We start from the raw sequence: 25792 nt of genomic DNA, 5'->3' as shown, positions 1-25792 counted from the left end.
CTATGGCTTTACAATTATAACAAAAAATTACAATAAATTTGCATAGCGGGTTGTATATCTTCTTATTAGCTGCTGGTTGGTGTAGCGGTTACTATGGGGGGATTTTATTTACTCAGCGAGCACAGTGCGGTCAGTTTTTGTCAGCTTTCCTATCGTGAATCACTTGACTGCGGGGTAAACCCTATAGTTTATAATAACGCCTTAAATTTACTTGACGTCCTATAACTAGCTAGCGGTACTGCCCTATTTATCAATTTTATCAATAGCTTCTTATTTTTTGGCTATAAACTTCTATAAAGTTTATTATTGCTCTTCGAAAAATAAGCTATTTTTTGATTATGATACGCTCTACCTCTATACCATTTATTCTATATTTTACTACTCTACCGAGGACCTTGATGAAGCATTCTTATCTTGCGCTTGTAATAGCATCTGTACTATCGGCTACAGTACTGGTCGGCTGTGACAATAAAGAAGACGCCGCTGCGGGTGAAAACGCTCAGCAGCAGATGCCGCCCGCTTTCGTCAACGTCCAAACTGTCAGCTTCGATACTGTGCCTCAAGTTCAGACTTTCTCTGGTCGTACTGCCGCTTATCAGACGGCTGATGTACGCCCTCAAGTCAGCGGCGTAATTGACGAAGTACTGTTCCGTGAAGGCAGTAACGTCAAAAAAGGCCAGCCGCTTTATCGTATCAATACTGACAACTACACGACCTCGGTCGCTAGTGGTCAAGCGGCGGTCGCGCAAGCACAGGCTAATCGCCAAACCGCTATCGCCAATAATGCCAATGCTAAAGCAGAGTTAGCCAGTCGCCAAGCCTCATTAGCACAAGCGATAAATGACTTTCAGCGTCTAAAAGGCTTGGTTGAGATTGACGCTATCTCCAAGCAGCAATATGACCAAGCGCAAACTCAAGTGCGTACAGCGCAAGCGGCTCTAGAGAGTGCTCGCGCTGCAGTCGGACAAACTGAAGCGAGCATTAGAAGCGCTGAGGCTGGGATTAAAACCGCGCAATCAAACTTAGATGCTAGCGCTTTGGATCTCAATCGTACTATCGTCCGTGCACCGTTGACTGGTCGTAGTGACCGCTCAAACGTTACTGCAGGAACCTTAGTTAACGCTAGTCAATCTGAGCCTTTAGTGACGATTTCGCGCTTAGACCCTATCTATGTCGATATCAGTCAGTCGTCATCCGAGCTATTGCAGCTTCGTCAGCAGATAGCTGAAGGTAAAGCGCAGGCGGGTATGAATTCTGTCGAGCTGGTCCTAGAAGATGGCTCAGTGTATCCAGTGCGTGGCAAGCTTGCGCTGTCTGAAGCTAAAGTCGATCAATCTACTGGCGCGGTGACTCTACGAGCTATTTTCCCTAATCCTAATAACGTGCTACTGCCAGGTATGTATGTCTCAGCGCGTCTGACTCAAAGCGTCATTCCTAATGCAGCCTTAGTGCCGCAAAGCGCTGTTATGCGTACGCCTAAAGGCGATTCACAAGTCTACATCGTTGATGAAAACAATCAAATCCAAGTCCGTCCCGTTACCATTAATGGTACTTATGATGGTCAATGGGTGGTCACCGATGGCTTAAGTAGTGGCGATAAGCTAGTGGTTATAGGCGGCTCTAAAGTTAAGCCTGAGCAGGAGGTCGTGGTCAAGCCGTTAGAAAACGCTAATGGTGCACCTGCAACGCCTACCGCCAAAACACCACAGCAAGCTGCGAAAACGGTAGCTGATGACACTTCTGAGCAGGACACTGCTAATTAATTCCATTCAAAGATAGGAAGACCTAGGGATATACTATGTCACGTTTTTTTATTGATCGCCCTATTTTTGCATGGGTGTTGGCCATTTTGGTCATGCTTATCGGGGTAATCTCGGTTGTTAATTTGCCGATTGAGCAGTATCCGCGTATCGCACCGCCCACCGTTTCTGTTAGTGCCACTTATCCTGGTGCAAACGCGCAAACGGTCGAAAACTCTGTGGTGCAGATTATTGAGCAGCGCATGAAAGGCCTAGATGGGCTGATGTATATGTCATCGACGAGTTCCTCAAACGGTAGCGCTTCAGTGACGCTCACTTTTGAAAACGGTACCGACCCTGATACGGCGCAAGTACAAGTACAAAATAAACTGCAAGCGGCGATGAGCGCGTTGCCTGAGGCTGTTCAGCGCCAAGGCGTCAACGTCAATAAGTCCTCCAGTAGCTTTATGATGGTGCAGGCATTTATTTCTGAAGATGGCAGTATGGATCGTGCTGATATTGCCGATTATATCAACTCCAATGTGCTTGACTCAATCAGTCGTGTGGAAGGGGTTGGTGAAGTGCAAGTGTTTGGCTCCTCTTACGCCATGCGTATCTGGCTAGATCCTGCGCGATTACGTAGCTATAACATGATGCCCTCTGACGTGGTCAGCGCTGTACGCGCGCAGAACGCACAAGTCTCAGCTGGTCAATTAGGACAGGCGCCAGCCGACACTGATCAGCAGGTTATCAATGCCACCGTCAGTGTACAAAGCTACCTGCAGACTCCAGAAGAGTTTAGAAACATTCTACTAAAGACAGACAGCTCAGGCGCGCAAGTACGCCTCGGCGATGTCGCTGATGTCGAAATCGGCAGTGAAAACTATAGCGTCATCTCCTTGTATAACGGTCAAGAAGCGGCAGCTCTAGGTATCTCATTGGCTGCAGGCGCAAACGCGCTAGAGACCCGTGAGGCGGTCGGCGCACGTATAGCCGAGCTAGAAACCAACTTCCCAGCAGGCCTAAGCTCTGTTGTCCCTTATGACACCACGCCCTTTGTACGCTTATCAATCGAGCAAGTCGTCAAGACACTTATCGAGGCGATTGTACTCGTCTTTATCGTGATGTTTGTCTTCTTGCAGAACTGGCGCGCCACCATCATTCCTACTCTTGCTGTCCCTGTCGTACTCTTAGGTACGTTTGCGGTGCTTTATATCGCAGGGTTTAGTATCAACGTATTGACGATGTTTGCAATGGTACTGTCCATCGGTCTACTGGTTGATGATGCGATCGTTGTCGTCGAAAACGTCGAGCGAATATTAGAAGAAGACCCTGATATTTCGGTCAAAGATGCCACCATTCAGTCGATGGGCGAGATCAGTAAGGTCGTTATTGGTATTGCGCTGATTTTGTCTGCCGTATTTTTACCGATGGCCTTCTTTGGGGGATCGACAGGTGTTATTTATCGTCAGTTCTCTATCACCTTGATCACGAGCATGGCGCTGTCAGCCATGGTGGCTCTAATCTTCACCCCTGCCCTATGTGTGACCTTGCTAAAACGTGGTAAGAGCCATGAAAAAGGCAGTACTGAACAACAAAAAGGCTTCTTTGGCTGGTTCAACCGCGGCTTCTTTAAGCTAAGCCGCTCATATGAAAACTTTGTCGGTAAGAGCTTTAATTTAAAGTGGCTATATTTAATCGGCTATGCGGCAATTATCGGTATTATGGCAGTGGTGTTCTTACGTATTCCAGGCTCGTTCTTGCCTGAAGAAGACCAAGGTATTATGTTCACCTTAGTCCAGCTACCGGCAGGCTCTACGCTAGATGAAACACAAGACGTGCTCGATAAAGTCAGTAATTATTACGACACGCAAGAAGGCGACAATATTGCCTCTGTCTTTACCGTTGCTGGTTTTAGTTTTGCAGGTCAAGGCCAAAACATGGGTCTGGCATTCGTTCGACTGTCAGATTGGGAGGAGCGCTCTGGGGAAGAGAATACCGCACAAGCGGTAGCAGATCGCGCCATGGGTTATTTCTTTACCCAGTTAAATGAAGCGCAAGTTTTTGCTATCGTACCGCCTGCGATTACTGAGCTTGGTAATGCCAGTGGTTTTGATTTGATGCTACAAGATGTGGGTAACCTTGGACACGAAGGGTTACTTGAAGCCCGTAATATGCTGCTAGGTATGGCTGGACAAAACGAAAATGTGGCAGGCGTACGTCCTAATGGTCAAGAAGATGCACCGCAGCTCAAAGTCAATATCAATCAAGAACAAGCCGCCGCTTATGGTCTATCTTTAGGCAGTATCAATAGCGTTATCTCGACCGCCTGGGGCTCAAGCTACATCAATGACTTTATCGATCGTGGCCGTATCAAGCGTGTCTATGTTCAAGGTGAAGCCAGTAGCCGTACCAATCCTGATGACATCGGCAAGTGGTATGTGCGCGGCGAAACCGGTAACATGGTCTCTTTCGATGCTTTCTCAAGTAGCGAATGGCAGTCAGGCTCACCGCGTTTGACTCGTTATAACAGCTTACCTTCGATGAATATTCAAGGTAATGCGGCACCTGGTCTTAGTACTGGTGAAGCCATGTCAGCTATGGAGAACATGATCAGTCAGCTCCCTGAAGGTATCGGTTACGAATGGACTGGGTTATCACTTGAAGAACAAAAATCAGGCTCGCAAGCTCCTATGCTTTATGCGCTATCGATTCTAGTTGTCTTCTTATGTCTAGCTGCGCTTTATGAGAGCTGGTCTATCCCCTTCTCTGTCCTATTGGTTATTCCACTTGGGGTATTGGGTGCGGTGATATTTACGTGGTTACGCGGTTTTGCTAACGACATCTACTTGCAAGTGGGTCTACTCACCGTCGTTGGTTTGTCCGCCAAAAACGCCATCTTGATTATTGAATTTGCCAAAGAGCACCAAGAAGAAGGCTATAGTCTCAGAGAGGCCGTCATGACCGCAGCGCGACAACGTCTACGTCCAATTATTATGACCTCGCTTGCCTTTGGTATCGGTGTTGTGCCATTAGCCATAGCTACTGGCGCAGGGTCAGGCAGCCAAACTGCTATTGGTACCAGTGTCGTAGGTGGTGTGGTTAGTGCCACTTTACTAGGTATCTTCTTTATTCCGATGTTCTATATTTGGGTGCGTGGTATGTTCCCTTATAAGGGCAATGAAGCTCACAATGGTAAAGGGGATGATGATGATAACCATCCAAGTGGTAACGGCGGCGGTGATAATCCGGTCCCATCTGCCCCTACAGAAGATAAGCAATCATTAACTCCTCCTGCGAGTTATCAGCCTGTAAGCTTTGGAGATAATACACAATGAGTTCTTTATTCTTAACCTCTAACTCAGCCGTAAGAGCGATAAGCTCTAAAGCTTTACTAGCTACTGGTAAATCATCGCGCCTACTTGGCCTGAGCTTTTTGGCTCTGAGTATGGCCGCTTGTAATACTATCCCTAAAGCAGATACAAGCCCCGTTCTCGCTGAGCCTAACCTTCCGATCGAGCAAGCTTATGGCGCTTTTGGTGATGAGACTGTCAGCACCTCTGAGCAGCCAAGTATCGCAGGACAGCGCTGGCAGGACTTTTATAGCGATGAGCGCCTAAAAGCTCTGATTGCGTTAGGACTGGAAAATAACAAAGACTTTGAGAGTGCCCGTTTGGCTATCGAAAAAGCGCGCGCGCAGTATCGTATTACTGATATTAATGATTTGCCGACTATCAATGGTCAAGCAGAATACTCACGCCAAAGCCAATCCTCTCCGCGCGTTGAGACGCCTTTTGGCAGTACTGGCGGTAGACAGACGACAGATAGCTACAGTGTCAATCTCGGTTTGGCAAGCTATGAGCTGGACTTTTGGGGCCGAATCGATAGCCTAAAAGATCAAGCGTTGCAGAGATTTTTGTCAACGACGGCAGCCAAAGACTCTATTCAAATTAGTCTGATTAGTAATATCGCGCAGAGCTACGCGAATCTTAGCTATAGCTTAGCGCAGCTCAAACTCGCCGAGGCAACTGTTGAGAGCCGTGAGCGCTCGTTGTTTATTGCGCAAGAGCGCTTTAAAGCCGGTATTGATCCTAAGCTGCCTTCCTTGCAATCTGCAGCAGCTTTAGAGAGTGCAAGACTTGCGGTACTACGTGCGCAAAGCAGTATTTTGACCTCCAGAAATGCTCTGCAGTTCTTATTAGGAGCGCCGGTACCTACTGAGCTTATCCCAGCACCCGCTGTCAGCAATATCACCAATCACGAGGTGTTTAGTGCCGGCTTGCCAAGCGAGCTGCTACGCTATCGCCCTGATGTATTACAAGCGGAATACGATCTAAAAGCCGCGGGCGCAAATATCGCTGTCGCCCGTGCCGCTTATTTCCCAACGATAAGCTTAGCCAGTAGCGTTGGTGTCCGTAGCGATGGCTTGAGCGACTTGTTCGATAATGATGCAGTCGGCTGGTCATTTGGCCCTAATATCAGCGTACCCATCTTTGATGCTGGACGTTTGGATGCAAACTACGATGTCGCACAAATCGAGCGCGAACAAACGCTTGCCAGCTATGAGCGCTCAATTCAAACGGCGTTCCGTGAGGTCTCCGATGTGCTCGCTACTCGCGCAACTCTAGGCGAGCAGCTCGCAGCTCAGTACCGCCTGCAAGATAACTTTGATCAGACTTATGAGATTGCTGATGCGCGCTTTAAAGCTGGTATCTCAAACTATCTCGATGTCCTTGATGCTCAGCGCTCATTGTTTGACACTCAACAAGGCATTCTAGACTTAGAGCTACAAAAAATCATCAGTCAAATCGAGCTATATCAAGCGCTTGGCGGCGGTGCCAATCTCGATACACCTGTCGCGATTCCGGTTCCGCAATATACTAACTTGGCCCAAGTTGGTACTTTATTAACCAAAGATGCCGAGTCGCAAGCGGCCTATGCTATCGACGCTGCTAGCTCAGCGCGAGTAGCTGCAGCACCAGAAGCCGCCGCTATCAAACAAGCACAGACGCCTGTGAAGGTTGACTTTAAGCCGACTGCGATTGTCGATATCGATAATGACAACGACGCTGATGCAGCGGTTGGGGTATTGACTGAAGAGACACCTACTGAGCAAGTACCAGTGCCACAGATTGTCACTCCATAAAGATGGTTATATAACATTTGATAACTAGCTAGCGTATTATTTTTATAACAATTAGCTCTACCTTCTTGGTGGGGCTTTTTGTTGTTATGTGCTACCTTTAGTAGTTATATATAAATAGTAGCTATATATAAAAGCTAAAAATTTTAGCTGCATCTGATGCTTTACTTATTTAATGATTACCCCTCAAACTTACTAAAACTAATAATAAGGAAAAAACAATGTCTTATACGTTTAATCGTCAATTCCCCGAGACTCGCCTGCGCCGCTTGCGCTACAACGATAATATCCGTGCTATGATTCGTGAAGTCGAGCTTCACCCCAAACATTTCATAGCCCCAGTATTTGTATTAGAAGGTAGTAATCAGCGCGAGGCCATCGCCAGTATGCCGGGCGTTGAGCGCTTATCGATAGACCTATTGATTAATTATGCCAAAGAGCTTTTAAGCGAGGGCGTGACGACTATCGATATTTTCCCTGTTATCGACAACTCGCTAAAAACTCCTGATGGCAAAGCGGCCTATGATGAGAATGGACTAAGCGCGCGTGCCGTAGCAGCACTAAAAGACGCAGTGCCTGAGATGGTGGTGATGACCGATGTGGCGCTCGACCCTTATACGTCACACGGTCAAGACGGCTTGCTTGATGACAGTGGTTATGTGGTCAATGATGACACCGTTGAGGTGCTGGTCAAGCAAGCACTCGTCCATGCTAGAGCTGGCGCTGATATCATCTCTCCAAGTGATATGATGGATGGCCGTATCAAAGCCATGCGTGATGCCTTTGAAAGCGAAGGTCTTGTCAATACCGCTATCATGGCTTACTCTGCCAAATACGCTTCTGCTTATTATGGGCCGTTCCGTGATGCAGTCGGTAGCGCCGGCAACCTAAAAGGCGGTCATAAAAAACAATATCAGATGGACTTTGGTAACCGCGCTGAAGCTTTGCACGAAGTGGCGATGGACATCAATGAGGGCGCAGATATGGTGATGATTAAGCCTGGTCAGCCCTATCTCGATCTGATCCGTGAAGTCAAAGACACCTTTGGCGTACCGACTTTTGCCTATCAAGTCTCCGGCGAATACGCGATGCACATGGCAGCTATTCAAAACGGCTGGCTGACTGATGCGGTGATCCTAGAATCGCTTATTGGTTTTCGCCGCGCCGGTGCCGATGGTATCTTGACTTACTTTGCACTTGAGGCAGCTCGGCAGTTAAATAATGGTTAATATCAATTAAAATGCCTTTTACATTGTAAAACACCCCAGCTGCTTCCCAGCTGCTTCATAGTCGCTGGGGTGTTTTTTATTGAAATTCTATTTATGCTTAGCCTTTTTTGTTCACATGTATAAAGCAAACATGTCTATAGCTGATCACGATGATGGGCTGTTGTAAAATCAATAGCAGGGCCAATAGGGATGATACGAGTGGGGTTGATATTGGCGTGGCTGGTGTAATAGTGCTGCTTGATGTGCTCCATATTCACGGTCTCAGCGATACCTGGAACTTGGTATAGATCACGCAGATATCCCCACAGGTTTGGATAGTCGATAATGCGGCGTAGGTTGCATTTAAAATGCCCAACATAGACCGCGTCAAAACGAACTAAGGTGGTAAACAGTCGCCAATCCGCTTCGGTGATAGTGCTCCCTGTGAGGTAACGCTTATCTGCTAGGCGCGCTTCCAGTGTATCTAATGCAGCAAACAGCTCAATCACCGCCTCTTCATAAGCCTCTTGTGTGGTCGAAAATCCAGCCTTGTACACCCCATTATTAATCGTCGTATAGACAAACGCATTGATATCATCGATTTCTGGCAATAACGATGCTGGCGAGAAATCGCCTGCCAGAGCGCCAACGTCGTCAAAAGCTGAATTAAACATACGAATGATCTCTGATGATTCATTACTCACAATCGTATTGGTCTTTTTGTCCCATAAAATCGGAACAGTAACCCGTCCCGTATAATTGGGTTTTGCTTTAATATAAAGCTCATAAGCATAATCTGCATGGATAAGCGGATCAGGGATTACTCCCTCGCCCTCTGCAAACGTCCAACCATTCTCTCCCATGTAAGGGTTGACCACAGAGATCGGAATGATCTGCTCCAAACCTTTGAGCTTACGATAAATTAAAGTACGGTGTGCCCAAGGACAGGCTAGCGACACGTACAGGTGATAGCGATCAGGCTCAGCCTTAAACCCGCCTACGCCCGTAGGACCTGCACTACCATCTGCGGTGATCCAGTTCCTAAACCCGGCATCTTCACGCTCAAATCGCCCGCCGTTTTCTTCCGTGTCGTACCATTTGTCTTGCCACTTACCATCTACCAATAAGCCCATGTCATTCTCCGACTAATTCTAATTTTCGTTGAATACCTAGTTGACACAAATGACTTTACATCATTGCTCTTATGACAACCACATTCGTTAGAGGAATATGATATCAGTTATAAGAGCTTACCCATTAAGTTTTACTCTGTTATTAACAATAAAAACTAAACTGGTTAAAATAAATATTTAGAAAATATACATAAAAAACATACTGTAGTGTTTGATAATAACGCGCGACGTCAAATACTATGATAATAAAATAAGATAATTATAAAAAAGGCTTGCAAAGTCTGAAAAACTTGCTAAAATGCATGGCCTAAATAGGCGTATAGCTCAGTTGGTTAGAGCGCTACCTTGACATGGTAGAGGTCGTTGGTTCGAATCCGATTACGCCTACCAGATTCGAAAAGCCCCAATCTTAAGATTGGGGCTTTTTTTATGCCTGAGATATAAGGGCTGTGGCGGAATAGATAGATTAATATTAATTAGACTTTAGACCTTTCTACATTTAAACAATTAGCACTGAAAAATCTGTGTGCCCAAAATGTGCCCAAGTTGCGCCTTCCCTTAATTTTTCCTATTTATCAATATAGTCTTTTTGACCTCTACTCTAGTTGTTCTAAAACCACCCTAAAACTAATTTACTTTTCTTCATCTAGCGACTCGTTAGGTACATAAGTAAATAAATCACCTACCTCAATATTTAATGCCTCACAAATTTTATCCATAGTCTCGAAATCGATTCTTGATGTTTGCTCATTATAGATCTTGTGCATAGTCGACTTGCTAATTCCTGTCATTCTTATCAAATCTGCCACTTTCATACGCCGTTCAGCTAGTAGTACCGGTAAATTACATAAAATCATCAATAATTCCTCAATAGACTAAAAAAGTACTTGCATCGACTTACGATAGCTAGTAAAGTACTTCTATCGAACAACAAAATACTTTCATAAAATTATTTGTTATCTCGATAAAACAATCTAGTTATTTAATTGGCTTATAAGGAATTTATTATGTCACATACCTACCTAACTACCCAAGAGCTTTCTGAGCTCATTAAGTATAACCCTCGTACGATACGTAATGAGCTCAAAGATACTGTGCTTATCGAAGGTATTCATTACATCCGGCCGTTTGGTGGACGCAAAATTTTATATGTTTGGGAAGAGATCGAAAAAGATATGCGTACTGGTATTACCGGTAGCATCAACGCTATGGCACTACAATAAGGAGAACTATCATGGCTAGTATTAGGACACGTAAGGGTAGCAATATGCTATTTGTCGACTTTCGCTATATGAACAAACGCTGTAGGGAGACGACAAACCTCATTGACACGCCAGCGAATCGTAAAAAGCTTGAAAAAGTGATTGAAAAAATGGAAGCAGAGATTACCTTGGGCATATTTAGTTATGCTAAGTATTTCCCCAAAAGCGATAAATGCGATGAGATGATGGCGTTAAGTGATCGCAAGGACTGTCTTCAAAGTGACGTCCTTTCATTTAAGGAATTTGCGCTGCTATGGTTTTCTGAAAAAGAGATCGAATGGCGTGATACTTACAAACGTAAGATTAAAGAAATTATTGATATGTATTTATTGCCTAAGTTTGGCACTAAGCCTATTCATATCATAAAAAAGACAGATGTATTAGCCTTCCGTTCATCGCTCGCCAAAGTAACGTACGGAAAAGCTAACAAACATCTGTCAGCGGCACGCATCAATTCGATAATGGTACCTTTAGGTATGATACTAAAAGAAGCCTCTAAACGCTACCATTTTGAAAACCCTTACTACGATATTAAATCCCTTAAGGAGCCTAAGACTGATATTCAACCTTTCACGCTTGAGGAGGTTTGGACGTTCATTAACGGCGTTAGGGAAGACTATCGTAACTATTACTTAGTAAGATTCTTTACAGGTATGCGTACGAGTGAGATCGATGGCTTAACTTGGGAAAATATCGACTTTAATCGTCGCGAGATTGTCATTAAGCAAGCTTTGGTCAAAGGTAAGATCGTACCGCCTAAGACGCAGGAGTCTTATAGAGCTATTCAGATGTCTCCTTGGGTATATGAGGCCCTAGTGGAGCAGCAAGACATTACATACAAGCGTTCTGACTATGTGTTCTGCGCGCATACGGGTGAACCACTTGATTACAACAACGTGAATAAGCGTGTTTGGCATCCAACTCTTAAAATTTTAGGTCTGAAAAAGCGCAATGCTTATCAGACTCGTCATACTGCAGCGACGCTATGGTTGGCTGCTGGCGAAAGTCCTGAATGGATTGCCAGTCAAATGGGACACTCTACGACCAAGATGCTATTCAACACGTATAGCCGTTACGTACCGAATATGACTCGGCAGGATGGTAGTGCATTTGAAGCATTGGTCAATCGCAGTCAGATTGCTCAGGTATCTACCGATAAGGGGCCTCACAATGAAGATGATTGATTACGATATATTGCATGCGACGTTTAAACCTAGTGGCTATGTCAGTAATGGCGCAGATAATATTGCTAACTACCTCATTTGTGAGCTCTGTATTCAGTCAGGTACTGGTTTGGCTAGGTTCCTAAGTATTGATAGTTGCTTTGATAATTATATGGCGCTGCGCATATGGGTTCAGACGCGCTTAGATGTCAATCCTGACTATGTCGTTGATGATATGTGTAGTCAGCTACAGAGTGAGCTCTACGAGCTACTACCACAAACTGGCTATGGATACTAAGGAGGGTATTATGAGCATGAACTTCGTCTTTGATTCAGCTTTTGATGATACAAAAAAGCGTTTGTGCCATGAGTATTGGTCCTATGTGTCGCCCAGTGATTATATAGCGCATTTAGAACTGCTTTGTTACGACCACAACATAGAGTTTGATGAATTGTTTGCTACACTTGCAAAATGTCAGGTTTATTTAGATGACGTACACTGTGAGTACTGTGGTCGTCCATACCAGCTTGATGTACCAGCAGATATACCTTATGCAAGAAGTTTGCGCTCTTGGTTTTGTGAGGGGTGTATCAGCTTTTCAGGTGGTCAGATTACTGTAAGTAGATAGACTAATAAGTGTAATTAATTACCAGATAACTTAGGTTATCTGGTTTTTTATTGCCTTTTAAATCTTTAACGACATTTGTTGTCGCGAATGCTTCAATTATATGTTGTTACCCTTACTAAATTAAGATATTGTTATCCTAAATATTTTAAACAACTTATGTTTGGATAATAGCGCACCAATGAAAAATCTAAATATTCAAAATAAGCAAGCAGACTCTCTTGAGCAGAAGTTTATTGCGCATGTACGGCAAAGTGATGGCGCTGAGCAGCTACTCTATGATCATTTAACAGGAACGGCAGAAATAAGTAGGGCGCTAGCCCTGAAAATCGGGCTGCCATTATCAGGTGAATTGATTGGACTGGTACATGACCTTGGCAAATACAGCACGGCGTTTCAAGAATATATAAAAGAGTGTGTCATCCATGATAACTATAAAGAACTGGGTTTAGATGAAGATGAAGAGGCTGAAATATTACGTAGAGGGAAACCAACGAAAGGCTCAGTGGACCACTCTACAGCGGGCGCTATTTATCTTAAAGAGCAGTTTGAAAAATTAGGCTCAAGTTATCTAAAAGCACATACACAACAAAAAATCCGCCGCTATGAGGGGCAACTACTGGCGGATATGATGTTCATTTGCGTGGCATCACATCATAGCGGTCTTGTTAATGTCGTCGGACAAAATGCCCAACCATATTTACTCAACCGCAAAAACAAACCTGAAGAAAAAACCCACTATACCCAAGCCCTAGAGCGTGCCAAGCAAGAGCAGCTGTTTGCGCAATTGGATGACAGCTTTAAAAAAGACACGCTTAAAGAGTTTCAAGGCATTGTCAAAAAAATCATGGCTGATAGTCGCGCTACGGACAAGCAAAAAGACTTTTATTTGGGATTTTTGACTCGTTTACTGTTTAGCTGTCTGATTGATGCTGACCGTAGCAACAGCATCGCCTTCGAACACCCAAATCAAGCCCATCTTTTAGACTATAAGCGACCAAACTGGCAAATCGCGATAGATAAAATCGAAACCCTTTATCAAGGCTTCGCTGATAAAGCAGAGCACAGCCCGCCAAACCCAATCAACGAACAACGTAACCACATCGCTCAAACCTGCCTACACGCGGCGCAGTCTGACCAAGGTATTTTTACTTTGACCGTACCAACAGGTGGCGGCAAAACGCTTGCCAGCCTGCGCTTTGCTGTGCAGCATGCTAAACGCCACAACCTCGACCGCATTATCTATATCATCCCTTTTACCAGCATCATTGAACAAAACGCTGCTGAGGTGCGCAAAATTTTAGAAGAAGAAGGCCCCAAAGGTGTCTTTGATGGTCAATGGGTGTTAGAACAACATTCAAACCTAGAGCCTGACGTACAGACGTGGCAGAGCAAACTGATTATGGATAATTGGAACGCTCCCATTGTATTTACCACCATGGTACAGTTTTTAGAAAGCTGCTTTGGCGGCGGCACCAAAGGCGTCAGACGCTTGCATCAGCTAAGCCGTGCGGTGCTCATTTTTGATGAGATACAGACATTACCAATGAATTGCTACTACCTATTTTGTAGCGCGCTCAATTTTTTGACCACTCACGCCAACTCTAGCGCCGTGCTGTGCACCGCCACCCAGCCCGTACTGGACAATTTACCGATAGCACACAATGGCAGCTTGAACTCTGCTACCGAAATCATTGGCGAGCGCACTCAGCTACATACCCTATTCGATACTTTGCAGCGCGTCGATATTCATGACCATACTAAAAACCCTCAAGATTTAGATGGCTTGACAAATTATGTTAATCATAATTTTGCTCAATTTAGCAGCACCTTGGTTATCGTTAATACTAAGACGTGGGCCAGTCAGCTGTATCAGAAACTATCAGACACCGTGCCTGAAAACGAGCTATATCATTTAAGTACGTCCCAATGCGCTCGCCACCGTAAAGACTTATTAGACCAAATTAGAAACCGTTTAAAACAAGGTTTACCGACTTTGGTTATATCAACCCAACTGATTGAAGCTGGCGTGGATGTGTCGTTTCGTTCCATCGTGCGCTTTTTAGTAGGGCTTGATAGTATTGCGCAGGCGGCGGGACGCTGTAACCGTCATGGTGAGATGCGTGACGACCAAGACAAGCCTGTCAAAGGGCAAGTATTTATCGTACGTCCAGAGAGCGAAAACCTAAGTAAACTGCCTACCATCGCTCAAGGCAAGGCCATCATGAGCAATATTCTGTCCCAATGGGCGCATGACGCGTATGGCGATGTACATTTGCTGCACCCCGACATCATGCAGCAGTTTTTCCATCACTACTATCAGACCGAGCACGGTATAAAAGAAATGGCATATCCCATTAAAGACAGTAAAGGTAAATCTGCAGGTACCGAAACCTTATATAACTGGCTGAGCAGTAATAGCACCAATCCATTGACTAATAATAACAATGCGCAGCGGCATCAAGCCGAGCAATTTCCGCAGCTTTGGCAGTCCTTTATGGACGCAGGGCGCACATTTAAAGCCATCGACGCACCAACCAAAGCCATTATTGTGCCGTATCTTGAGGAAGGACGGCACTTGATTAGTGCCCTTTACAATACAAGCGTGAGTGACAATCACTTTTATCAGCTGGTACACGACGCCCAGCAGTACAGTATCAATGTCTTTCCATTTATGTTGGATAAACTCATGGACGAAAACGCCATTCACCAAGTACGAGACACTGGCATTCTTACTCTATCAGAGACGTTTTATGATGCACAGATGGGGCTGAATATCGCAGGTGATGGCAAGCTGGATTTTATGGATTTTGGAATGTAGTAGGTTAAACAAAAATGGCAACGACTGTGGTAAGACAGACGTTGCCAAGTGCTTTCTAGCCTATTTAGCTTATAGTTTCAATCCACATCATAAAATGATGAATAGTAATTATACCATAAAACAATATATCTCAACATAGCCTTTTTAGCTTATAGAACTTGTAATTATAAATTATTAGCTATAGTATGAGTATGTAGTCATTGATTACATTCATTCATCATAGAAGGAAAAGATTTATGGCGGCTCTACTAGTTACTTACGATTTAAATTCGCCCGGACAAAAACATGCCAAAGTTCTGGAAAAAATCAAAAGCTTTGGAGGTTGGGCTAGACTTTCCGAGTCAAGTTACGCAATCACCACTTCCTTAACTCCAAGCCAAGTTTACTCACAATTTGAAAATTTAATAGATGCTAATGACACCATTTGGATAATTACACTGAAAAAACCTTATTCTGGTTTTGGTTCAAAGAATATTATCGACTGGTTAGATAATAGTCTGACGTATTAGACATATTATTGATGCAAGTTTCTTTTTGAGACTTGCATTACTCAATAAAAGGAACTGACATGATATGAAAGAAAACCAAATTGAATTTTTACTTACAGGGCGTCATGCCCTGTTTACCGACCCCATCACTCGTATTGGTGGCGAAAAAACCAGCTATCATCTGCCGACTTATGAGGCGTTAAAAGGGGTTTGTAAATCTATTTACTGGAAACCCTCCATCATCTGGTATATCGACAGAGTGCGCGTCGTCAATCCTATCCGCACACAAACCAAAGGTGTCAAGCCGATTAAGTTTAATGAAAGCGGTAACGACTTGGCGTATTACACCTATTTGCATGATGTCGCCTATCAAGTGCAAGCGCACTTTGAATGGAACATGCACCGCCCCGAGTTGGCCGCTGACCGCATTGATGGCAAACATTACAGTATTGCCCAGCGCATGCTGAATAAAGGCGGACGCCAAGACATCTTTTTAGGTACACGCGAATGCCAAGGCTATGTTGAGCCTTGCGAGTTTGGTAGCGGTAAAGGTGCTTATGATGACGTTGATGAACTGGGTTATGGCTTGATGTTTCATAGTTTTGCCTACCCTGACGAGACTGGCTTGGACGCACTGCACAGCCGATTTTGGCAAGCCGTTATGCACTTTGGCGTTATTGATTTTCCAAAGCCTACAGACAACTTAACGCTAGATGCCCAAAACGGGATGCCAAACCGCTTTGTCCGCAATATGAGCGCCAAAGACTTTGCGCTTGATAATAACATGCAGTCAGTAAGTCAGACGGAGGCCTCGTTATGAGCTGGTTACAACGACTTTACCAAACCTATGAAGCCGCCAGTCAAAACGCCGACATCCAAGCGCAAGACCAGAAGCTGATGCCTTATTATCATGTCAATCAAAACGTGCAAATTATCGTCACCATTAACGTCAAAGGTGACTTTGTCCGTGCTGAGGTGTGCCGCGACGACAATGGCAAAGTTAAGTCAAAATACCTTGCCATTCCTGCGACCAATGACTCTGCCAATCGCACATCGGGTGCAGTAGCACATCCACTATCCGATAAGCTGCAATATGTTGCTAAAGATTTTTTTGATTACAGTCAGAATAAAAAAGATTTGTATCCATTATATGAAGACATATTATCTACATGGTGCAGCTCCGAACATTCACATCCCAAAGCACAAGCCGTCTTAACTTACGTCAAAAAAGGCACACTGGTCAAAGATTTAATCGACGCTCATGTTTTAATTACTGACCCTGATGACCAAAGCAAGCTTGCCTACCCTGAACAAGCCAGCGATTATCCCGATAGCATTTTAGCGGCGCTCAATAAAAACAAAGGCGTCTTCGATCAAGGGGCGGCATTTATTGCGTGGAATGTCATTGCCAGTAGTTTAGACAGTCCTATTCAGCACGTCACCGAGACATGGCGTGATGACAGCTTGTTTGCCGCATGGCAGCAGTTTTACGCCACTTTAGACAGTACCGATGGCTTTTGTTATATCACTGGTAACACCAGTCCACTCGCCAGCAAGCACCCCAACCGCATCTTACGCAGCGCGACCAATGCCAAACTCATCTCTGCTAATGATGCGACAGGCTACACGTTTCGTGGTCGCTTTACCGATACAACAGGTATGCAGGCAGCAGGTATTAGCGCCGTGGTCACCGAAAAGGCGCACGCCGCGCTATCATGGCTGCTGTCGCGACAAGGACGCGAAGAAGCGGGACAAGCCATCGTTGCATGGTCAATATCAGGTATCGAAGTGCCGCAACCAACCAGCGTCGCCGCACCGCTGGACGTACTAGACGCCTCTAAGACATCTGACAACGACGGTAATGACTTTGAAGAATATGACGATGACGAAGCATCAGACACAGAACCTACGTTTCAGCACCGTAACGACTTGGGTTATCGCTTTGCCACACATTTACGCAATACCTTACAAGGCTACCGCCAACAACTGCCCGAGCATCAGCAAATCTCTATTATTAGCTTAGAGGCCGCCACCCCTGGACGTATGGCGGTGACGTACTACCATGAAAGTATGCCCAGTGAATATATAGACGCCTTACAAGCGTGGTATACGCAGTTTGCGTGGTATCACACTTATAGAGATGATGACAGCAACCAACAACGACTGGGTATTCAATCGCCTACCCCAAAGCAGATTGCACAGGTTGCCTATGGCGCACGCCTGTCCGATGCGTTAAAGAAACAAGTGGTCGCTCAAGTATTGCCCTGTATCGTTGAAGGAGAAGCACGCCGCTTTCCTAGACAGCTGGTCGAGCTGTGCATCAAACGCGCTTGTAACCCACTGGCCCTTGAGCACTGGGAGTGGGAGCAGGCGCTAAGTACAGCGTGCGCCTTATACCGTGGCTATTATTTAAGACAATCAGACGATAAAAAAAGGAGCTATACCGTGGCACTACAACCTGAGCTTACCAGCCGAGACTATCTATACGGACGTTTATTGGCAGTTGCTGAAGACATCGAAAGCCTCGCGCTATATGTCGCTGGAGAAAAGCGCAACACCACCGCCCAGCGCTATATGCAACAGTTCGCCAATCGACCTTTTACCACATGGCGCAACATTGAGCTGGCACTAAAGCCTTATGAAAACCGCCTAAAATCCAATCGTGGCGGCTACTTGGCTAAAAAACAGCAGCTGATTGATGAAATTATGAGTGCATTTACCAGCGACCGTTTTACCGATGATTCAGCATTATCGGGAGAATTTTTATTAGGATATCACAGCCAAAAAATGCAATTTAAATTAGACAAAGAGTACGCGAAAGCCGAAGTAGAAAATGATAGCGATGCTGCATAACCCAATCAGTGTCCAACAACACCCTATTTTTTTAATGACAAATAAGAGGAAACCTCATGAGCGCCAACGAAAATACTTTAAACCATAAAATTGATTTTGCCATCATTATTGAAGTGAATAATGCCAATCCAAACGGCGACCCCCTAAACGGTAACCGTCCTCGTACTGACTTTGCAGGGAATGGCGAGATTACTGATGTGTGTCTAAAACGCAAAATCCGCGATCGACTACAAGAGGCGGGTGAAACTATTTTTGTACAGTCGGATGAGAAAAAAACGGATGGCATGACCAGCTTAAAAAATCGTGCTTATGACGAAGACGTTGGTTTAGGCAAAAACGCCTTTGAAGCCAACAAAAAAGAAAACATTGAAGCCAAACGTGATGAAACAGCGCAAAAAGCTTGTGAAAAATGGTTCGATGTACGTGCCTTTGGTCAAGTGTTTGCCTTTAAAGCAGATGCTAAAAATGCTGATGGTGTCTCTATCCCTATCCGTGGTCCTGTCAGTATTCAATCTGCCTTTAGCTTACAGCCTGTTGATATCACCAGTACCCAAATCACCAAAAGCGTCAGTGGTGAAGGCGATGGTACGAAAAAAGGCAGCGATACGATGGGTATGAAGCACCGCGTGGATAAAGGCATCTATGTGACTTATGGTGCGATTACGCCGCAACTGGCGGAACGTACAGGTTTTAGTGATGCTGATGCCGACAAGATCAAAGAGATACTCCCTAAGCTGTTCGAAGGTGACGCTTCCTCTGCTCGTCCTGAAGGCAGCATGCAGGTCAAAAAGGTCATTTGGTGGGAACATAGCAGCAAATCAGGGCAACACTCATCTGCTAAGGTGCATCGCAGTTTAAAAGAATTGCTTGATAATCACGGCGCATTTGATGAAGACGCGTTAAAGTCAGCTTTAGCAGAATTAGAGCCTAATATTATTGAAGGGTTTTAACCTTTAACTTTTCGTATCGTCATAGATATTGAGCAGGCGTAAACGATAAGCGCTTGCTCACCTTTTTAATTAAAAAGGCGGACACAAATGCAAACCCTCTACCTATCCCGCTTGCAGCATTACTTATTCTGTCCGCGTCAGTTTGCGCTGATTGAGCTTGAGTGCGCGTGGGCGGAGAATGTCTTTACTGCCGAAGGGCAAGTCATGCACGAAAAGGTCAACAGTGGCGGACACGATACGCGTGGCAATATAAAGACCGTGCGCACGCTACCGCTTGGCCATCGCGCACTTGGATTAGAGGGGGTTGCTGATGTGGTCGAATATCACACCGATGATACAGGCGCACAAATTCCGTTTCCTATCGAATACAAACGCGGTAAGCCCAAATCACATCGTGCGGATGAAGTGCAATTGTGCGCGCAAGCACTATGCTTAGAAGATATGCATGATTGCACCGTCAGTGAGGGCGCGCTGTTTTATGGTAAAACCCGTCGCCGTCATACGGTAGGTTTTGATGAGGAGCTGCGGCAAATTACCTTAGATGCGATTAACGAGTGTCGGCATATTATTGAATCTAAGCAGACGCCAAAGCCAAGTTATAGTACCAGTAAATGCCGAAATTGTTCACTCAAAGACATCTGCCATCCTAAGGTTTTTAATAAAAATGCCAAGGCTTGGTTAAACAAAAAAATAGTGACCAGTTTAGAAGAAACGGATCACTAATTTATTAATGTATTTGCATAAAGCAGTGAAGCTATTAATCCTTTTGTTGCGGCTGCGCATCATTCTTCGGCTGTTGTGGATTTAACTGCTTGCCTTTATTACCTTGATTCTGGTCATAGGCTTTGTTAGTACCGTCAGACCCTTTGTTAGGATTTTGCATATCAGCTTCGTTATTGGAGTAACTCATGTTTTATTCCTTGATAATAGTTGAGAAGTAGTCCATTTAACCTAGCACAATAAAGAGCTATATTCAAAAATACACAGCTGAACGCTAGAAAATAATGATTAGGAAACCCTATGCGCTCATTAAAAAATACCTTATTCGTGCAAACCCAAGGCGCATGGCTCAATAAACAGGGCGAAAACGTCGTTATGAATATCGACTATGAGGTCAAAGGTCGCGTCCCTATTCATAAGCTCGATGCGATTGTCTGCTTTGGGCAAGTGTCGATATCACCTGCACTGATGGCGCACTGTACCGAAAACGCCATTACCATCACTCATCTCAATCAATATGGTAAGTTCCAAGCGCGTATCGAAGGTGCGGTCAGTGGCAATGTACTCCTTCGCCGTGAGCAATATCGCATCAGTGACGACCCTAAGCGCGTACAGCCAATCTGTCATAGTATTATCTTAGGTAAAGTCCATAATCAACGCCAAGTCATTCGCCGCTATCTGCGCGATTATAAAAGCCAGCTAGATGAGTCTACAATTAAAAGCTTGGACTCAGCGCAGCAGCGCTTAGAGCGCGGTCTCAATAAAATATTGACTACGCAAAACTTGCCTGACCTGTTAGGTCGTGAGGGTGAGATGGCGAGCGTTTACTTTAGTGTGTTTCCACAATTTATTCGCAACCCTGATTTTAGCTTTGCTAAACGCACTCGCAATCCGCCGACCGACGCCGTCAACGCCCTACTTTCTTTTACTTATACCTTAATGACTCATGACTGCCGTAGTGCACTTGAGACCGTAGGACTTGATCCGTCTTGCGGGGTATTCCATCAACTACGCCCTGGGCGCCCTTCACTTGCATTAGATTTAGTTGAAGAGTTTCGTCCTATCGTCGATCGCTTTGTATTATCACTTATTAATAAAAAGCAGCTGGGTAAATCAGACTTTAAGACTGAAGCGAATGGCGCAGTTTGGCTTAAGGATGAGGCTAGGCAAACCTTTTTTAAGGCATGGCATGACCGTAAGCAGCAAACCATTTATCATGAATGGTTTGAGGAAACCGTACCCTTTGGTTTACTACCGCATTTGCAGGCGACAATTATGGCGCGTCATATTAGGGGCGATATTGATGCTTATATTCCTTTTTTATGGAAATAAATTGCTGCATAAAGAATAAATAAACAAGGAAGGTTATTATGATGGTATTGGTCACTTACGATATCAGCTCAGAGGGTGCATCGAGTGCCAAACGTCTGCGCCACATTGCTAAGCATTGTTTGAACTATGGGCAACGGGTACAATACTCAGTATTTGAAATTGAGGTCAATCCAGCTGAGTGGGCAATGCTTAGAGCCAAGCTTGAAGATATTATCGATCATAGCGTTGATAGTTTGCGCTATTACTATCTTGGTAAAAACTGGCAAAGTAAAGTAGAGCACGTAGGAGCAAAACCTGTGCTAGACTTAAACGATGTATTGCTGTTTTAGCCGCTATCATTATAAATAATCACTTTTAAACCTACTATTTGACTGTCATAAGGTCGATGCGAACCTATAGTGTACATAAAATCTCTAGGAGACTCGCAAAGGGATCGCAATGCTATTTAACAACTTGATTTCACTATCTTTATTTTCTCACATTAAAAACTTGGTAAGCAAGATGTTTGCCAAATTCGCTCATGGTTTAGACGTTCGCATATTCCAAGGTTTTTCCTTAACCTTATTAGCGACTTAAACTAGGGGCTTTCGCACCCATCACGGGTGCGTGGATTGAAACCAAGCAGTAATGGGGGTTTGCATCGATATCCGATTCGCACCCATCACGGGTGCGTGGATTGAAACGTTGCACATAGCATATCCATCTTAGCTATTTGCATTCGCACCCATCACGGGTGCGTGGATTGAAACCAGCCATCTCGCCAATTTTTTACGGGTTTGATTTTCGCACCCATCACGGGTGCGTGGATTGAAACAAAGTCAGGATAGCGAGCGAGCATATTTTTCTGTTCGCACCCATCACGGGTGCGTGGATTGAAACGCCCTTTTTTAGCATTTGCGTTATCAGCTGTGGCAGTTCGCACCCATCACGGGTGCGTGGATTGAAACGCCCTGCGGTGAGCCGTAAAGTACAACGCGCCTGTTCGCACCCATCACGGGTGCGTGGATTGAAACTTGAACACTTAAATACTTCTTGGCTTCATTCAGTTCGCACCCATCACGGGTGCGTGGATTGAAACTTGTAGCCACTGCGCGTAGTCTTGTTCAAACGTTCGCACCCATCACGGGTGCGTGGATTGAAACATTTTTTATAGGGGCTAATCATGGCAACGAGTCTTCGCACCCATCACGGGTGCGTGGATTGAAACCTTTGAGTAATTCGGTCATTGTTGATGTGCTACTTCGCACCCATCACGGGTGCGTGGATTGAAACAAATCATGGGCGAGGCCAAAGGTAAAGATGCAGGCTTCGCACCCATCACGGGTGCGTGGATTGAAACGTTTATGACAGTAAAGCAAGTGATTCAACGTCTCTTCGCACCCATCACGGGTGCGTGGATTGAAACTTATCCATGTACCGTAAGAACTTATCAGCAAGTTTCGCACCCATCACGGGTGCGTGGATTGAAACTTGCATAGCTGCCGTAGCTGCTAGTTGCTGCATTTCGCACCCATCACGGGTGCGTGGATTGAAACTTAGCCTTAGCGGTCAAATAAACGTGAACGTACTTCGCACCCATCACGGGTGCGTGGATTGAAACCACATCACATGCACCGTATCAGGTCGTTTCATATTCGCACCCATCACGGGTGCGTGGATTGAAACTTCGATGGCCCCTGACTCTTTTAGGTCGCTCATTTCGCACCCATCACGGGTGCGTGGATTGAAACTCGTCAAAATCCTCTTTGTCATCACGCAACCACTTCGCACCCATCACGGGTGCGTGGATTGAAACTCATCACTCACCTCATACTCATCAGCATCACTATTTCGCACCCATCACGGGTGCGTGGATTGAAACCACATCACATGCACCGTATCAGGTCGTTTCATATTCGCACCCATCACGGGTGCGTGGATTGAAACATTTTGCATAAGGGTTAATCATGGCAACGAGTTTCGCACCCATCACGGGTGCGTGGATTGAAACAAACATGATCTAGCTCCTTGCTGTCGTAGATATTCGCACCCATCACGGGTGCGTGGATTGAAACTCTGGTCAGCTTAGGACCACTGCTTTGACTGAATTCGCACCCATCACGGGTGCGTGGATTGAAACAATAGTACCACCTTCACTTGATAACTCATCTAATTCGCACCCATCACGGGTGCGTGGATTGAAACAACTATTTAGATGATATTGATTATCACAATTTTTCGCACCCATCACGGGTGCGTGGATTGAAACATTCAACGCTTTACACTTAAACCCAAACAAAGGTTCGCACCCATCACGGGTGCGTGGATTGAAACTACATAGTCATAAACTAACATCTCATTTACTCTTCGCACCCATCACGGGTGCGTGGATTGAAACAGCCAAGGCAAGCGGTTGCGATTTAGGATTGCTTCGCACCCATCACGGGTGCGTGGATTGAAACATAAAATTACTTGCTAAATAGTCATAATAACTTTCGCACCCATCACGGGTGCGTGGATTGAAACATGAGCTTGTATTTGTAGCTTAGCAGTACGCGTTCGCACCCATCACGGGTGCGTGGATTGAAACATCAATAACTTGTTGTAATTGGATGTCAGTTAAATTCGCACCCATCACGGGTGCGTGGATTGAAACACCGCAGGTGATGAGTCAAACATGGTGGTCAGGTTCGCACCCATCACGGGTGCGTGGATTGAAACTGCAAAGTTTGTAAACACAACATCAGCCATGCCTTCGCACCCATCACGGGTGCGTGGATTGAAACGTGAAGCGCAGAACGCGCAAGCAGTGGCAGCGACATTCGCACCCATCACGGGTGCGTGGATTGAAACCCTGAACATAAAGACCTTATCATGGGGCTTGGTTCGCACCCATCACGGGTGCGTGGATTGAAACTCCGAAGAGGCATTAGCAGAAGGTATTAACCGTTCGCACCCATCACGGGTGCGTGGATTGAAACGGCCTTGCCTCGACTGCTTTTTCAAAGCTCATGTTCGCACCCATCACGGGTGCGTGGATTGAAACAATTGCCAGCTCAAGGCTGGCGCACTAACCCACTTCGCACCCATCACGGGTGCGTGGATTGAAACGTCAAAACTGGTAAGGGTGATAGGGCTAATAACTTCGCACCCATCACGGGTGCGTGGATTGAAACACCAGTGAGCCGCTCGGTCAATAGCGTGGTCATCGTTCGCACCCATCACGGGTGCGTGGATTGAAACGTCAAAACTGGTAAGGGTGATAGGGCTAATAACTTCGCACCCATCACGGGTGCGTGGATTGAAACTGCATAGTAAGAACCAATAACACCCCCCAGACTTCGCACCCATCACGGGTGCGTGGATTGAAACGGCACATTTGGCAAGCTGACCGCGCTTGCGCTTATTCGCACCCATCACGGGTGCGTGGATTGAAACATCAATCACCTCCGCATCGTCTATAGGGCTAGATTCGCACCCATCACGGGTGCGTGGATTGAAACAGTTTGGAAGGACGTAGATAGCGTGGCATATAGCTTCGCACCCATCACGGGTGCGTGGATTGAAACATAAGGAATGAGACTATGAATGGATTAATGACGAATTCGCACCCATCACGGGTGCGTGGATTGAAACGAATTTATCGAATAACTGAATGTCTAAAAATGTCTTCGCACCCATCACGGGTGCGTGGATTGAAACTTGATCTTTTGATAAATTATTGATATTACAGCTTCGCACCCATCACGGGTGCGTGGATTGAAACCCTGAAGAAATTGGCAATGAGTACACGGTCGAATTCGCACCCATCACGGGTGCGTGGATTGAAACGGTAAACTCAACCACACCGTCCTCAACATCTAAAATTCGCACCCATCACGGGTGCGTGGATTGAAACGTTTAGCGAGGCTCAGTCCGAGGCACTGCCGCTTCGCACCCATCACGGGTGCGTGGATTGAAACACGCAAGATGAACGCACACTACTAGCAAAGCATTCGCACCCATCACGGGTGCGTGGATTGAAACTAACTAAAGGTGGTGACGCATCTGTTACAAATATTCGCACCCATCACGGGTGCGTGGATTGAAACGCCTAGATTGTAAATAAATGAGCATAGCGCATCTTCGCACCCATCACGGGTGCGTGGATTGAAACCACCTTCTTTAGTTTTGGTTAGATTTTCAATAATTTCGCACCCATCACGGGTGCGTGGATTGAAACCTGACGTACCATCAATCGGAGATATCTTTTTACTTCGCACCCATCACGGGTGCGTGGATTGAAACAGAATGAAGTTAATGGCGTGGGTGAAGCTGTCTTCGCACCCATCACGGGTGCGTGGATTGAAACTAGCTCGGTCAACGGCTGTCTAAT

19 protein-coding genes, 1 tRNA gene and 1 CRISPR repeat array (1 of these 21 running past the window's edge) are annotated in these 25792 nt (G+C 45.4%); of the genes, 17 read left to right on the top strand and 3 right to left on the bottom strand.

Annotation, left to right across the window (positions count from 1 at the left end; all coding sequences use genetic code 11):
- Positions 1-398 precede the first annotated feature (398 nt).
- The 4 genes from GYK50_RS04150 (at position 399) to hemB (ending at position 8111) form a co-directional block, all read left to right on the top strand.
- On the top strand, positions 399-1763 hold the full coding sequence (locus tag GYK50_RS04150) for an efflux RND transporter periplasmic adaptor subunit (protein WP_212564321.1): 1365 nt from the start codon (positions 399-401) through the stop codon (positions 1761-1763).
- 35 nt (positions 1764-1798) lie between these two features.
- Positions 1799-5077, top strand: coding sequence for an efflux RND transporter permease subunit (locus GYK50_RS04145; RefSeq protein WP_212564320.1), 3279 nt, complete (start codon positions 1799-1801; stop codon positions 5075-5077).
- A complete protein-coding gene (locus tag GYK50_RS04140; RefSeq protein ID WP_071001994.1) occupies positions 5074-6885 on the top strand; it encodes an efflux transporter outer membrane subunit in 1812 nt (603 codons plus the stop codon). The genes GYK50_RS04145 and GYK50_RS04140 overlap by 4 nt, the downstream gene beginning before the upstream one ends.
- A 218-nt stretch (positions 6886-7103) precedes the next feature.
- A complete protein-coding gene (hemB, locus tag GYK50_RS04135) occupies positions 7104-8111 on the top strand; it encodes a porphobilinogen synthase (protein WP_071001995.1) in 1008 nt (335 codons plus the stop codon).
- A 134-nt stretch (positions 8112-8245) separates the two neighbouring features.
- Here the strand turns inward: hemB and GYK50_RS04130 are convergent, their stop codons facing one another.
- On the bottom strand, positions 8246-9223 hold the full coding sequence (locus tag GYK50_RS04130; protein ID WP_093068682.1) for a glutathione S-transferase family protein: 978 nt from the start codon (positions 9221-9223) through the stop codon (positions 8246-8248).
- 313 nt (positions 9224-9536) lie between these two features.
- Between GYK50_RS04130 and GYK50_RS04125 the strand changes: the two genes are divergently transcribed.
- Positions 9537-9613 (top strand) — tRNA-Val (locus tag GYK50_RS04125).
- Positions 9614-9855: 242 nt separating this feature from the next.
- Here GYK50_RS04125 and GYK50_RS04120 read toward each other — a convergent pair.
- Complete coding sequence (locus GYK50_RS04120; RefSeq protein WP_093068679.1) at positions 9856-10080, bottom strand: helix-turn-helix domain-containing protein; 225 nt, start codon at positions 10078-10080, stop codon at positions 9856-9858.
- 150 nt (positions 10081-10230) lie between these two features.
- On the opposite strand from GYK50_RS04120, the gene GYK50_RS04115 reads away from it, so the two are divergent.
- The 10 genes from GYK50_RS04115 to cas4 all read left to right on the top strand — a co-directional run bounded on the left by GYK50_RS04115 (position 10231) and on the right by cas4 (position 20109).
- Positions 10231-10446 carry a hypothetical protein gene (locus GYK50_RS04115; protein WP_093068677.1) on the top strand — a complete coding sequence of 72 codons (216 nt, stop codon included), beginning with the start codon at positions 10231-10233 and terminating at the stop codon, positions 10444-10446.
- An 11-nt stretch (positions 10447-10457) separates the two neighbouring features.
- Positions 10458-11669, top strand: coding sequence for an Arm DNA-binding domain-containing protein (locus GYK50_RS04110; protein ID WP_212564319.1), 1212 nt, complete (start codon positions 10458-10460; stop codon positions 11667-11669).
- On the top strand, positions 11656-11946 hold the full coding sequence (locus tag GYK50_RS04105; protein WP_071002000.1) for a hypothetical protein: 291 nt from the start codon (positions 11656-11658) through the stop codon (positions 11944-11946). Before GYK50_RS04110 ends, GYK50_RS04105 begins: the two co-directional genes overlap by 14 nt.
- A 10-nt stretch (positions 11947-11956) precedes the next feature.
- The gene (locus GYK50_RS04100) at positions 11957-12277 is read left to right on the top strand and encodes a hypothetical protein (protein WP_186474103.1); all 321 of its coding nucleotides are present in this window, start codon (positions 11957-11959) and stop codon (positions 12275-12277) included.
- Between the two features lie 178 nt (positions 12278-12455).
- Positions 12456-15095, top strand: a complete 2640-nt coding sequence (gene cas3, locus GYK50_RS04095) for a CRISPR-associated helicase Cas3' (RefSeq protein WP_212564318.1) — start codon at positions 12456-12458, stop codon at positions 15093-15095.
- Positions 15096-15331: 236 nt separating this feature from the next.
- Positions 15332-15604, top strand: a complete 273-nt coding sequence (locus tag GYK50_RS04090) for a hypothetical protein (RefSeq protein ID WP_212564317.1) — start codon at positions 15332-15334, stop codon at positions 15602-15604.
- A 64-nt stretch (positions 15605-15668) separates the two neighbouring features.
- Entirely contained in the window at positions 15669-16403 is a 735-nt protein-coding gene (cas5c, locus tag GYK50_RS04085; protein WP_212564316.1) for a type I-C CRISPR-associated protein Cas5c, read from the top strand.
- Positions 16400-18436: a type I-C CRISPR-associated protein Cas8c/Csd1 gene (gene cas8c, locus GYK50_RS04080; RefSeq protein WP_212564315.1), complete on the top strand. Its 2037-nt coding sequence runs from the start codon at positions 16400-16402 to the stop codon at positions 18434-18436. Before cas5c ends, cas8c begins: the two co-directional genes overlap by 4 nt.
- Before the next feature lie 56 nt (positions 18437-18492).
- Positions 18493-19386, top strand: a complete 894-nt coding sequence (gene cas7c, locus GYK50_RS04075) for a type I-C CRISPR-associated protein Cas7/Csd2 (RefSeq protein WP_071002006.1) — start codon at positions 18493-18495, stop codon at positions 19384-19386.
- A gap of 87 nt (positions 19387-19473) precedes the next feature.
- On the top strand, positions 19474-20109 hold the full coding sequence (gene cas4, locus GYK50_RS04070; protein ID WP_071002007.1) for a CRISPR-associated protein Cas4: 636 nt from the start codon (positions 19474-19476) through the stop codon (positions 20107-20109).
- Positions 20110-20143: 34 nt separating this feature from the next.
- Here the strand turns inward: cas4 and GYK50_RS04065 are convergent, their stop codons facing one another.
- Complete coding sequence (locus tag GYK50_RS04065) at positions 20144-20296, bottom strand: hypothetical protein (protein WP_197496727.1); 153 nt, start codon at positions 20294-20296, stop codon at positions 20144-20146.
- Positions 20297-20406: 110 nt separating this feature from the next.
- Between GYK50_RS04065 and cas1c the strand changes: the two genes are divergently transcribed.
- Together cas1c and cas2 are read left to right on the top strand one after the other, a co-directional pair.
- Entirely contained in the window at positions 20407-21438 is a 1032-nt protein-coding gene (gene cas1c / locus GYK50_RS04060) for a type I-C CRISPR-associated endonuclease Cas1c (RefSeq protein WP_071002008.1), read from the top strand.
- Positions 21439-21476: 38 nt separating this feature from the next.
- Positions 21477-21767 (top strand): CRISPR-associated endonuclease Cas2, encoded by a 291-nt coding sequence (gene cas2 / locus GYK50_RS04055; RefSeq protein ID WP_212564314.1) that lies wholly within the window; start codon positions 21477-21479, stop codon positions 21765-21767.
- A 257-nt stretch (positions 21768-22024) separates the two neighbouring features.
- Positions 22025-25792: direct repeats of the CRISPR family, unit length 32 nt; unit sequence TTCGCACCCATCACGGGTGCGTGGATTGAAAC (it continues 5055 nt past the right edge of the window).

The organism is Psychrobacter pacificensis (assembly GCF_018336615.1).
Lineage (GTDB): Bacteria > Pseudomonadota > Gammaproteobacteria > Pseudomonadales > Moraxellaceae > Psychrobacter > Psychrobacter pacificensis.
This window is presented reverse-complemented; position numbering and strand designations above follow the sequence as displayed.

Excerpts from the sequence above, each read along its gene's own strand:
- cas8c (WP_212564315.1), top strand. The coding sequence starts at position 16,400 with ATGAGCTGGTTACAACGACTTTACCAAACCTATGAAGCCGCCAGTCAA.
- GYK50_RS04115 (WP_093068677.1), top strand. The coding sequence starts at position 10,231 with ATGTCACATACCTACCTAACTACCCAAGAGCTTTCTGAGCTCATTAAG.
- GYK50_RS04145 (WP_212564320.1), top strand. The coding sequence starts at position 1,799 with ATGTCACGTTTTTTTATTGATCGCCCTATTTTTGCATGGGTGTTGGCC.
- cas7c (WP_071002006.1), top strand. The coding sequence starts at position 18,493 with ATGAGCGCCAACGAAAATACTTTAAACCATAAAATTGATTTTGCCATC.
- hemB (WP_071001995.1), top strand. The coding sequence starts at position 7,104 with ATGTCTTATACGTTTAATCGTCAATTCCCCGAGACTCGCCTGCGCCGC.
- GYK50_RS04120 (WP_093068679.1), bottom strand. The coding sequence starts at position 10,080 with ATGATTTTATGTAATTTACCGGTACTACTAGCTGAACGGCGTATGAAA.
- cas3 (WP_212564318.1), top strand. The coding sequence starts at position 12,456 with ATGAAAAATCTAAATATTCAAAATAAGCAAGCAGACTCTCTTGAGCAG.
- cas4 (WP_071002007.1), top strand. The coding sequence starts at position 19,474 with ATGCAAACCCTCTACCTATCCCGCTTGCAGCATTACTTATTCTGTCCG.
- GYK50_RS04090 (WP_212564317.1), top strand. The coding sequence starts at position 15,332 with ATGGCGGCTCTACTAGTTACTTACGATTTAAATTCGCCCGGACAAAAA.
- GYK50_RS04130 (WP_093068682.1), bottom strand. The coding sequence starts at position 9,223 with ATGGGCTTATTGGTAGATGGTAAGTGGCAAGACAAATGGTACGACACG.
- GYK50_RS04140 (WP_071001994.1), top strand. The coding sequence starts at position 5,074 with ATGAGTTCTTTATTCTTAACCTCTAACTCAGCCGTAAGAGCGATAAGC.
- GYK50_RS04065 (WP_197496727.1), bottom strand. The coding sequence starts at position 20,296 with ATGAGTTACTCCAATAACGAAGCTGATATGCAAAATCCTAACAAAGGG.
- GYK50_RS04110 (WP_212564319.1), top strand. The coding sequence starts at position 10,458 with ATGGCTAGTATTAGGACACGTAAGGGTAGCAATATGCTATTTGTCGAC.
- GYK50_RS04105 (WP_071002000.1), top strand. The coding sequence starts at position 11,656 with ATGAAGATGATTGATTACGATATATTGCATGCGACGTTTAAACCTAGT.
- GYK50_RS04150 (WP_212564321.1), top strand. The coding sequence starts at position 399 with ATGAAGCATTCTTATCTTGCGCTTGTAATAGCATCTGTACTATCGGCT.
- cas5c (WP_212564316.1), top strand. The coding sequence starts at position 15,669 with ATGAAAGAAAACCAAATTGAATTTTTACTTACAGGGCGTCATGCCCTG.
- cas2 (WP_212564314.1), top strand. The coding sequence starts at position 21,477 with ATGATGGTATTGGTCACTTACGATATCAGCTCAGAGGGTGCATCGAGT.
- cas1c (WP_071002008.1), top strand. The coding sequence starts at position 20,407 with ATGCGCTCATTAAAAAATACCTTATTCGTGCAAACCCAAGGCGCATGG.
- GYK50_RS04100 (WP_186474103.1), top strand. The coding sequence starts at position 11,957 with ATGAGCATGAACTTCGTCTTTGATTCAGCTTTTGATGATACAAAAAAG.